Raw genomic sequence first — 10011 nt, forward strand, 5'->3', positions numbered from 1 at the left:
GACCATGGCAATGGCAGAAACGAAGATGATGGACACGCGGCCCGCGGCGCTGAAGCCGACCTCGCTGAACACGGCGACGGCGGTCGAGATGACGGGCGTCAACAAGTGGTATGGCGAGTTCCACGTGCTGCGCGACATCAACCTGAAGGTCAGCCGGGGCGAGAAGCTGGTGATCTGCGGTCCGTCTGGCTCGGGCAAGTCGACGATGATCCGCTGCATCAACCGTCTGGAGGAGCACCAGAAGGGCCAGATCGTCGTCGACGGGACGGAGCTGACGAACGACTTGAAGAAGATCGACGAGATCCGCCGCGACGTCGGCATGGTGTTCCAGCACTTCAACCTGTTCCCGCATCTGACGATCCTGGAGAACCTGACGCTGGCGCCGATCTGGGTGAAGAAGATGCCCAAGAAGGACGCCGAGGAGATCGCGATGCACTATCTCAAGCGCGTCAAGATCCCGGAGCAGGCGGCGAAGTATCCGGGCCAGCTTTCGGGCGGGCAGCAGCAGCGCGTGGCGATCGCGCGTTCGCTGTGCATGAGCCCGAAGATCATGCTGTTCGACGAGCCGACCTCGGCGCTCGACCCGGAGATGGTGAAGGAGGTGCTCGACACCATGGTGTCGCTGGCGGAGGAGGGCATGACCATGCTCTGCGTCACCCATGAGATGGGCTTCGCCCGCCAGGTCGCCGACCGGGTGATCTTCATGGACGCCGGCCAGATCGTCGAGATGAACACCCCGGACGAGTTCTTCAGGAACCCGCAGCACGAGCGCACCAAGCTCTTCCTCAGCCAGATCCTGCACTGACGGGAAGCGTGCGAAAGGCGCTTGACCTTCCCATTGTGGGAAGCTGCAGGCTGCTGCAATCGTCAACCATGGGACATTGCAGCGATGTGCTCCTGCCAGCAACATTCGGATACCGCCGCCAAGGCGACCACCGCGCCTGAGGGCGCGATCAGCTTTCGCGTCGAGGACATGACCTGCGGCCATTGCGCCGGCACGATCAAGAAGGCGATCGAGGATCAACTGCCCGGAACCGCGGTCACCGCCGACCCGGCTTCGAAGCTCGTCAACGTCGTCGGCGCGGCCGATTTCTCCGCCGTCAGGTCGATCGTGGCGGGCGCCGGATACACGCCCGGCGCGGATCGCATCGGCTGATCGCGGGCGGCCGGCGCGAACCCGCCGTCCGCTCACGCATTGGCAAGGCAAAGGGGCAGGAGAGCAAAGCGGCGAGCCATGGCAGATCATCAGCATCACGGCGGTCATCGGCACGATGACCATTCACACCACCACCACGGCTATTCTCATGGCGCAGGGGGGAGTGTGAAGGACCCGGTCTGCGGAATGACCGTCGATCCCGCCACGGCAAAGCATCGCGCCGCGCATGCGGGGCAGACCTATTTCTTCTGTTCCGCCGGCTGCCAGAACAAGTTCGAGGCCGATCCGGCAGCCTATGCCGGCGAGAAGGCCGAGGCGCCTGCCGCAAAGCCGGCGCCCGAGGGCGCGATCTACACCTGCCCGATGCATCCCCAGATCCGCCAGCCTGGCCCGGGCAATTGCCCGATCTGCGGCATGGCGCTCGAACCGGAGATCGCGACGCTCCAGGAAGGGCCCAGCGCCGAGCTCGTCGACATGACCCGCCGGTTCTGGGTGGGCCTCGCGCTCGCCCTGCCGGTGTTCGTGCTGGAGATGGGCGGGCACCTCGTCGATCTGCATAGGCTGCTCAGCCAGCAGAGCTCGAACTGGCTGCAGCTGGTCCTGGCGACGCCCGTCGTGCTCTGGGCCGGCTGGCCGTTCTTCCAGCGGGCCTGGGCCTCGCTCGTCAACCGCAGCCTGAACATGTTCACGCTGATCGCGATGGGCACCGGCGTCGCCTGGATCTATAGCGTCGTCGCCACCGTCGCTCCGAACCTGTTCCCGGAAACGCTCCGCTCCGCGGAAGGCGCGGTCGCAGTCTATTTCGAGGCGGCGGCCGTGATCACCGTCCTGGTGTTGCTCGGCCAGGTCCTCGAATTGCGGGCCCGCGAGCAGACCGGTGGCGCGATCCGGGCCCTGCTCGACCTCGTGCCGAAGACCGCCCGGCGGGTGCGCGACGACGGCGAGGACGAGGATATCAACCTCGACGCGGTCCATGTCGGGGACCGCCTGCGTGTCCGCCCGGGCGAGACCGTGCCGGTCGACGGCGAACTGATCGAGGGCCGCAGCTCGATCGATGAATCCATGGTCACCGGTGAATCGATGCCGGTCACCAAGGAGGTCGGCGCGACCCTGATCGGCGGCACGCTCAACACCACCGGCGGCTTCATCATGCGCGCCGGCAAGGTCGGCAGCGACACCATGCTGGCCCGGATCGTCGCGATGGTGGCGGAGGCCCAGCGCTCGCGGGCGCCGATCCAGCGCCTGGCGGACCAGGTGTCCGGCTGGTTCGTTCCGCTCGTCATCGTCATCGCCATCGTCGCTTTCGCCGCCTGGATGGCGTTCGGGCCGGAGCCGCGCTTCGCGCATGGGCTCGTCGCCGCCGTCGCCGTGCTGATCATCGCCTGCCCCTGCGCGCTCGGTTTGGCGACGCCGATGTCGATCATGGTCGGGGTCGGGCGCGGCGCGCATCTCGGCGTGCTGATCAAGAATGCCGAGGCGCTGGAGCGCTTCGAGAAGGTCGATACCCTCGTCGTCGACAAGACCGGCACGCTGACCGAAGGCAAGCCGCGGCTGACCGGGCTGAAGCCGGTCGGCACGATCACCGAAAGCGAGCTGCTACGGCTCGCCGCTTCGCTGGAGCGGGCGAGCGAGCATCCGCTCGCCGCCGCGATCGTCGACGCGGCGAAGGAGCGTGGCCTCGCCCTGGCCGAGGCGCAGGATTTCGACAGCCCGGTCGGCAAGGGGGTGACCGGAACGGTCGAGGGCCGCGCGCTGGTGATCGGCAGCCACCGGATCATGAGCGAAGCCGGCATCGACACGGCCGCGCAGGCCGCCGAGGCGGAAGCACTCCGCGCCGAGGGCGGCACAGTGATCTTCGTCGCGGTCGATGGCCGCGTCGCCGGGCTGCTGGCGATCGCCGATCCGGTCAAGCAGACCACCCCGAGGGCGATCGAGTCCCTCAAGGGCGCCGGCATCCGGGTGGTGATGCTGACGGGTGACAACAGGACGACGGCGCAGGCGGTGGCGCGCCGGCTCGGCATCGACGAGGTCGAGGCCGAGGTCCTGCCCGAGGACAAGAGCGCGGTCGTCAACAAGCTGCGCGCGCAGGGCAGGGTGGTCGCGATGGCCGGAGACGGGGTGAACGACGCCCCCGCCCTGGCCGCGGCCGATGTCGGCATCGCCATGGGCACGGGCACCGACGTCGCGATCGAAAGCGCGGGCGTGACCCTGCTCAAGGGCGATCTGGAGGGCATCGTGCGCGCGCTTCAGCTCAGCCGGGCGACGATGAGCAATATCCGGCAGAACCTGTTCTTCGCCTTCATCTACAACGCGGCAGGCGTCCCGGTCGCGGCCGGCGTGCTCTACCCGCTCTTCGGCTTGCTGCTGTCCCCGATCATCGCGGCGGCGGCGATGGCGCTGTCCTCGGTCAGCGTGATCGCCAATGCGCTGCGCCTGCGCACCGTGTCGCTCCGATAGGGGCGGTTTCGGCATGACTTGCGAGGCCGAGCCTCCGGCGCCATCGAGGGCCGGCGACCGGCCCGCAAGGATGCCATTCGAGGTCCCTCCCTTGAGCCCATCGGCCTTGGTTGGACGGAGTACCCTGCTTCCCGCCTTCTCTGGCTCTCACATCCCCAAGATCATCGTGCCGCGGCGCTTCATCACGAGATAGAAGGCCACCGCGGTGCTGCTCATGAGGAGCGACCAGAGCAGGCCTAGCGCCGCGACCTCGCTCAACTCGCCATTGACCGCCCGGTCGAAGATCGCGACGGCGATCGTCTTGGTGTCGGGGCCGGCGAGGATGATTGCGGTCGAAAGGTCGCGGGAGGCGTTCAGGAAGATGAAGACCCAGCCCGCCATGATCGCCGGCCAGAGCAGCGGCATCACGATCTTGAACAGCGTCCTGCCGGGCGAGGCGCCGCAGACGCCGGCGGATTCCTCGAGCTCCTTGTGGATCTGCAACACGCCGCCATAGGTATAGCGCATGCCGAAGGGCAGGAAGTGGATGACGAAGGCGATCACCACGATCGTCAGCGTCGAGTAGAGCGGGATCGGCGAGCGCAGCGCGACATCCATCATCGCGACACTCAGCACGATGCCGGGCAGGATCATCGGCAACGTGATCAGCTGGTCGGTGACGGCGTGGAAGGCCTGCCGGCGCGCGACGAGCCAGCCGCAGACCACCATCAGCGCCATCGTCACGCTCGCGGCGGCGGCCGCTGTGATCAGCGTGTTGACGATCAGCTCGAGATAGCCCTGGCTGCCGAGCACGACCCTGAAATTGTCGAGCGTCAGCGACTTGAACGCCACGACACGGACCGGCCGGACGAAGGGCGTCAGCGCGATCCAGAGCAGGGTCAGGATCGGCAGCACCAGCACGACGATGCAATTGGCCCAGATGAGCGCGCCGCCGAGCCAGCGCAGCCGCCCGAGTGGCAGGGCGCGCGGGCGAAAGCCCTTGCCGGTCACCGTGGCAAAGCGCGAGGCGTTGAGGGACAGGCGGCTGTAGAGATACATCAAGCCGGCGACGAGCACGGTCAGCACGACCGAATAGGCGCTGGCATGGCCGACACGCGGCGGCACCGCGGCGCGGATGTCGTCATAGATGTCGGTGGTCAGGAGCTTGATGCCGGCCGAGGTGCCGACGAGCTTGGGAACGTCGAAGGCCTGCAACGTCTTGATGAAAATGAACAGGCCCGTCGCCAGCGCGGCCGGCGCCGCCAGCGGGATCGAGACGCGCAGCACCATGGTCAGGATGCCGGCGCCGCTCATCCGCGCGGCTTCCTCCAGCTCGGCATTGGCGGTGCGGAAACTCGCCGCGAAGAGCAGGAACGACATCGGCAGCCAGCCCAGCGTCTCGATCGCGACCATGCCGGCGATCGAATTGACGTTGAACAGGTTGCCGCCATTCCCTGTCAGGTTGCGGTAGAGCTCGTTGAACGGACCGACCGGGCCGAGCAGAAAGAGCCATGCCGGGACGTAGATGATCAGCGGGATGCCGAGCGACACCACCGTCATCAGATAGGCGAGCGAGCGGTGCGGCGCGTCGGTCCGCTCCACCACCCAGGCGAGCGAGGCGCCGAAGACGAGCGAGAAGAAAGTCGAGAGCGCCGCGAACCGGACCGAATTCCAGCCGCTGGCGAGAATGCCCTTCTCGCCGACCAGATGTGCGAAGTTGTCGAGGGTGAAGGCGCCGTGCGAGCCGTCCGGGTTCGTCACGAACAGGCTGTTCTGGACCAGCGTGACGACCGGCGGCAGCACCAGGCAGGCGATGACGAGAAGCATAGCCAGCGCCAGCAGATTGGTCTGCGCCGGGCGTCTGGTCAGCCCGGCGCGGCGTTGCTGCGGCAGTGCCGCGGCAGCGTCGATGACTTCGGTCATTTGAACAGCTCGTCGTAGATCTTCAGCCAGCCGGCCAGCGGCTCGCTCTCCTGGGAGGAGATTTCCGGCGCGAGCAGGGTCGACGTGAACTGGCCGGTCACGGGGCCGATCGAGGGGTCCTTCGGCGACACGTCGGGATTGCCCGGCGGATAGCCGGCCTCGGCGATGACCTTCTGGCCGTCATCGGAGAACATGAATTCGAGGAAGAGCTTGGCGGCGTTCGGATGCGGCGCGTTTTTGGCCAGCGCGATGACGCCGAGATTGGCGACGAGCGGCTCCATCTTGACCCAGGCGATCGGCGCTTCCTTGGCCCGGCTGATCACCGCGTGATGGTTATAGGTCATCAGGCCGATCGCGTATTGGCCGGAGATCACCTTGTCGAGGATGACGCGCTGGTTGCCGGGCTCGCGCACGATCTTCTGCTTCGCGAGCTCACGCAGATAGGCCATGCCCTTGTCCTGGCCCATCACCGAGAGGACGTTGCCGATGAAGCCTGGCGGGCCGGAAATCGCGCGGGTGTCGGTCCAGACCATCTTGCCCTGCCATTTCGGGTCGAGCAGGTCCTCATAAGTCTTCGGCGCCTCGGCCGCCTTGACCAGATCGGTGTTGTAGGTCGTGGTCAGATAGAGCGCGTAGATGCCGGAGTAGAGCTGGCTCTGCGGCTTGAAGGTCGACGCATATTTCGCCAGCGCCGCGGGCGCGAAGGGCTCGATCAGCCCGGCCTTGCTCAGGGGCGGGATCGAGGTGCCGGGCGAGTCGAACAGGTCGACCTCCATCTTGCCGGCCCGCGCCTGGCTGGTGATCTTCAGGACCGTGTCGGAATCGCCCGTCGTCGCATAGCGGACTTCGACGCCGTATTTGGCCTGGAACTTCTCGGCGAGCGGGCGCACCACCTGGCTGACCACCATGCCGGTGTACCAGACGAGCTGGCGCTCGGCCTTGGCCTTGGCGATCAACTCGGCTGGCGGCTGGCTCTGGGCGAAGCTGGCGGTCGGCGACAGCGCAAGCGTGCTCGCCCCGGCAATGAAGCCGCGTCTGGTCTGCATGTCCTTCCTCCCAATCCTCACATTGCGCCGATGCCGACGCTCGCGCTCCTGGCGGTCTGATGCCGCCGTGATGCTCCCTGTGGCCGAGAGAGGAGCATGGTAGGAAAACTGACTGGCTGGCCGTGGCGGGTCAAACGAGTAAACGAGACAGGCGCATGAGGAATTCTCAATGGTTGCGGGCTTGACCACGCGCCGGTCAAGCGATCAGGAAACCGGTTCGGGCAAGGAAATCCCGGAGCGTCGAAGCCACGAGCTCGGGTGTATCGATCGCCATGACATGCCCGGTCTCCAGGACCAGGAGTTCGGCCCCCGCGATCCTGGCGGCGACGCCTGCGACATGTTCGGGCGGGCGCGCCGCATCCTGGCGTCCGGCGACGACCAGCGTGGGGCAGCGTATCGCCGCCAGATCGGCGTCGAGATCGAGCCCGGCCAGCATCCGCCAGGTCGCGGCGAGCCCGGCTGGATCGGCCGCGAGACGCAACTCCTCATAGCGCGAGCGCGGCTCTCCCGTCTCGTCGGCGAAGGCCCGGCGGATGCCGAGGCGCTCGATCGTCGCGATCCGCTGCTCGGTCCTGGCTCGCTTCGCTTCGTCCAACATCGTCGCTGGCGCGAGCAAGGCGAGCGCGGCGACCGGCTGCGGGTGGCGCGCAGCGAAGGCGGCCGCCACTGCTGCGCCGACGGCGGCGCCGACAATTGCGACCGGCCCGGTGATGGCGAGCGCGGCGAGCAGGGCAGCGAGATCGTCGGCCACGTCGCTGCGGACACGTTGTTTGGACAGAAGTACAGCGCGTTTTTCGACGCGGAGTGGAAGCGCAGCAGTGGCCAATAGAGTTGATGTTATTGTGCATCCTCGCATTCATCTCGGGCTGCTGTCGATGCACCGAGAGTCGCCTCGACTTAACGGAGGCATTGGATTCGCCATCAACGGGCCGGCCGCCCTGATCGAGATCAGCGAGGCCGGGACCCTAACAGTGCGCGATGAGCGCAGCTGCCCGATGGCGGCCGCTGAGTTGTCTCAACTGCAAGGCGCGCTGGAAGGCTTTCTGATTGCACGCGGAATGGAGCGAGCGGCAAGTATTCGAATCTTCGGCGACATGCTGACCCATGTCGGCCTCGGCTCGGCCACCGCCATTCGCCTTGGCGCAATCGAGGCGCTGGCAATCCTGAACGGGTGTGGCGCGAGCAGGGTCGAACTCGTCAACGCGTCAGGAAGAGGAGGAACGTCGGGTGTCGGCATCAATACCTATTTTGATGGCGGGCTGATATGCGATGTCGGGAAGCGCAACGAAGGCCAGCCCGTTCTGCCTTCGTCCCGCGCAGATCCATCCCGGCTACCTCTGGCTCTTCCCGCGCTCGCCATGCCCGAGTGGCCTGTTCTCATCTGCATCCCTCGCTCGATCGCGCCCAAGACGCAGGAGGAGGAGATAGATTTTTTCTCGCGAACAGCACCACTTCCCGAAGGCACCAGCTTCGAGGCAGCCTACGTGGCGCTTTTTGAGATCTACGCATCAGCTGCTGAATCGGATTACGCTAGCTTTTGCCGAGGCGTCGAGCGAATGCAGCAAACAGCCTGGAAGCGCGCCGAGCGCTCGGAATATGGTTGCGCGCTGGCAGGCATAGGCGACGCCTTATTGAGAGCAGGCGCCGACTGCGTCGGAATGTCTAGTCTCGGGCCATTGCTGTTTTGCTTCGCTGCTCCAGCTCAGATGAGCGCGATCGCGCAAGCCGCTCGTTTGATGGGCTGCGATGCCCATCAAACGACCCCCAGGAACTGTGGTCGCGAAATTCATTGCCACGATGCGTGAGCTTACCTTCTTCACAAGCAACCAAACCAAGTTGGCGCACGCTCGCTATCTGGCCGAAGGTCAGCGCGTCCGCATCAAAGGGTTCCGCCAGCGAACCTACCACGCGGGATATGTCGAGCCGCGGCTATCCTCCCGCGATGAGATTCTGACAGGCAGCTACGAAAGCGCCAAAGCTCAGCTCGCCAAGGCTGGTTTCTCGGAGGCGAGTCATCCCTTCATTCTTGAGGACACTTCGGTCCGAATTGAAGCGCTGAGCCACGATGGCGTCGAAGTGCCCGGCGTCGACGTCAAATTCTGGATGGAAGAGCAAACCTTCGCTCGTCTCGACGCCGCGTTGCGCAACGCCGGCAATGATCGACGGGCGGTGGTGCGGTCCGATGTTCTACTTCACGTGCCCAGCGCCTTTCGTCGCGTGTGGCGGGTCGATCAACCATTCCTGATCTTCACAGGTGAGCAGCAAGGCTCGATCGTTGAAGCTGAGCATCGGTTTGACACGAATCAACTTTGCCCCTGGCTCGACAATCGGTCATTCAATAAGTGGTTCGTTCCAGATGGGCATACACTGCCATTCGGCGCATTGCCGATTGACGATGCCTACGAAGTGGATTTTCGACGCAAATCCTTCGGTCCTCTCTTCGATTTCTTTGAAAGCCGCGGCTTCTTTGACGTCCCCATGACGCAGCTTCAGCTTAATTTTGATGACCGCCCCAACATTATCTTGTCCGGATACACTTGTTCTGGGAAGACAACGGCCAGCCAACGGTTGGCTCGAAAATTCGGTTACCTTCATGTTGAAGCAAGCGATTTCATGCATCTTAGCTATTATTATCGGCATGGCTATCGCGATGTAGCCTCAATCGGTGATTTTGCTGAGCAGGCGCTATCACAAATGCCGACTATCGCTGCCGAAAAAGTTGTCGAGTATATGCAGGATCATATTTCTGATCCGATTGTCATCTCCGGATTCCGGTCACCATTGGAGGTTGAGTTTCTTCGGCAGGCTATGAAGACGCACGGCAGGGCATCCACGGAAAGATTCGTTGGCGCCAAGGAAGAAATTCGATACGCGAGGTTACAGGCAAGAGCCAGACCTGGCGACAACCTTACGCTTGATCAATTCCGGGAACGTGACCGTCAGCAGCAGCGTATGGGCCTCGATTTGATTTCCGATCTGCCAGATATGCTCGCAATTCGCAATGAGGGCAGCCTGGACGCTTATCTTGAGCAAGTCGACGAGTTGGCTGGAGGCGGATCCGGACTCGATCTCGACATCCCGAAGGCCATATCGGCGCTCGACTGTGTGCGTGAGGTTGCACTGCAGGAAGCAATCCTTATAGCACTTCTTACTGTCTGGGAGAATACCGAGTCGAGAAAATTCTACACTACCACAGAGATTGCCGCTCTTATTTCCAGCGTCTTTCGGTCAATACAGCCAAAACACAAAGACAATGTCAGTAGGTACTTTAATCAAGACTTTTATGCATATTATGAAATATCAAGCGCGCCAAGCCGAGGAAAAAGAAGATATCGATTGTATAATACAGGCTATGGAATTGCCATCAAGGCGATTCGCGAAGTACTTAATGTCGTGAATTCTTCGTAAGCATCTGGCGCTCCGATCTCTGCTAAAATTGCATGTGAGAAT

General features: G+C 63.9%; 8 protein-coding genes. 5 read left to right on the forward strand and 3 right to left on the reverse strand.

Annotated features, from left to right (window positions below; translation table 11 throughout):
- Positions 1 to 28 precede the first annotated feature (28 nt).
- The 3 genes from B5Y19_RS05940 (at position 29) to B5Y19_RS05950 (ending at position 3613) form a co-directional block, all read left to right on the forward strand.
- The gene (locus B5Y19_RS05940; protein WP_079591317.1) at positions 29 to 805 is read left to right on the forward strand and encodes an amino acid ABC transporter ATP-binding protein; all 777 of its coding nucleotides are present in this window, start codon (positions 29 to 31) and stop codon (positions 803 to 805) included.
- Positions 806 to 889: 84 nt separating this feature from the next.
- Positions 890 to 1156 carry a heavy-metal-associated domain-containing protein gene (locus B5Y19_RS05945; RefSeq protein WP_055729991.1) on the forward strand — a complete coding sequence of 89 codons (267 nt, stop codon included), beginning with the start codon at positions 890 to 892 and terminating at the stop codon, positions 1154 to 1156.
- Positions 1157 to 1234: 78 nt separating this feature from the next.
- The gene (locus tag B5Y19_RS05950) at positions 1235 to 3613 is read left to right on the forward strand and encodes a heavy metal translocating P-type ATPase (protein WP_055729990.1); all 2379 of its coding nucleotides are present in this window, start codon (positions 1235 to 1237) and stop codon (positions 3611 to 3613) included.
- A gap of 147 nt (positions 3614 to 3760) precedes the next feature.
- Here the strand turns inward: B5Y19_RS05950 and B5Y19_RS05955 are convergent, their stop codons facing one another.
- The 3 genes from B5Y19_RS05955 to B5Y19_RS05965 all read right to left on the reverse strand — a co-directional run bounded on the left by B5Y19_RS05955 (position 3761) and on the right by B5Y19_RS05965 (position 7417).
- Positions 3761 to 5515, reverse strand: a complete 1755-nt coding sequence (locus tag B5Y19_RS05955) for an ABC transporter permease (RefSeq protein ID WP_079591236.1) — start codon at positions 5513 to 5515, stop codon at positions 3761 to 3763.
- Positions 5512 to 6561: an ABC transporter substrate-binding protein gene (locus B5Y19_RS05960; RefSeq protein ID WP_055729989.1), complete on the reverse strand. Its 1050-nt coding sequence runs from the start codon at positions 6559 to 6561 to the stop codon at positions 5512 to 5514. The genes B5Y19_RS05955 and B5Y19_RS05960 overlap by 4 nt, the downstream gene beginning before the upstream one ends.
- Before the next feature lie 196 nt (positions 6562 to 6757).
- The gene (locus B5Y19_RS05965; RefSeq protein ID WP_079591237.1) at positions 6758 to 7417 is read right to left on the reverse strand and encodes an alpha/beta fold hydrolase; all 660 of its coding nucleotides are present in this window, start codon (positions 7415 to 7417) and stop codon (positions 6758 to 6760) included.
- On the opposite strand from B5Y19_RS05965, the gene B5Y19_RS05970 reads away from it, so the two are divergent.
- Together B5Y19_RS05970 and B5Y19_RS05975 are read left to right on the forward strand one after the other, a co-directional pair.
- On the forward strand, positions 7380 to 8366 hold the full coding sequence (locus B5Y19_RS05970; protein ID WP_176168578.1) for a beta-ribofuranosylaminobenzene 5'-phosphate synthase family protein: 987 nt from the start codon (positions 7380 to 7382) through the stop codon (positions 8364 to 8366). The genes B5Y19_RS05965 and B5Y19_RS05970 overlap by 38 nt on opposite strands.
- Positions 8359 to 9969 carry a non-canonical purine NTP pyrophosphatase gene (locus B5Y19_RS05975; protein WP_176168579.1) on the forward strand — a complete coding sequence of 537 codons (1611 nt, stop codon included), beginning with the start codon at positions 8359 to 8361 and terminating at the stop codon, positions 9967 to 9969. Before B5Y19_RS05970 ends, B5Y19_RS05975 begins: the two co-directional genes overlap by 8 nt.
- Positions 9970 to 10011: the final 42 nt, after the last annotated feature.

The sequence above is a fragment of the Allobosea thiooxidans genome, from assembly GCF_900168195.1.
Lineage (GTDB): Bacteria > Pseudomonadota > Alphaproteobacteria > Rhizobiales > Beijerinckiaceae > Allobosea > Allobosea thiooxidans.

What these genes read in the sequence shown, in the direction of transcription:
- B5Y19_RS05940 (WP_079591317.1), top strand. Translation starts at nt 29, where the DNA reads ATGGACACGCGGCCCGCGGCGCTGAAGCCGACCTCGCTGAACACGGCG.
- B5Y19_RS05945 (WP_055729991.1), top strand. Translation starts at nt 890, where the DNA reads ATGTGCTCCTGCCAGCAACATTCGGATACCGCCGCCAAGGCGACCACC.
- B5Y19_RS05950 (WP_055729990.1), top strand. Translation starts at nt 1,235, where the DNA reads ATGGCAGATCATCAGCATCACGGCGGTCATCGGCACGATGACCATTCA.
- B5Y19_RS05955 (WP_079591236.1), bottom strand. Translation starts at nt 5,515, where the DNA reads ATGACCGAAGTCATCGACGCTGCCGCGGCACTGCCGCAGCAACGCCGC.
- B5Y19_RS05960 (WP_055729989.1), bottom strand. Translation starts at nt 6,561, where the DNA reads ATGCAGACCAGACGCGGCTTCATTGCCGGGGCGAGCACGCTTGCGCTG.
- B5Y19_RS05965 (WP_079591237.1), bottom strand. Translation starts at nt 7,417, where the DNA reads ATGCGAGGATGCACAATAACATCAACTCTATTGGCCACTGCTGCGCTT.
- B5Y19_RS05975 (WP_176168579.1), top strand. Translation starts at nt 8,359, where the DNA reads ATGCGTGAGCTTACCTTCTTCACAAGCAACCAAACCAAGTTGGCGCAC.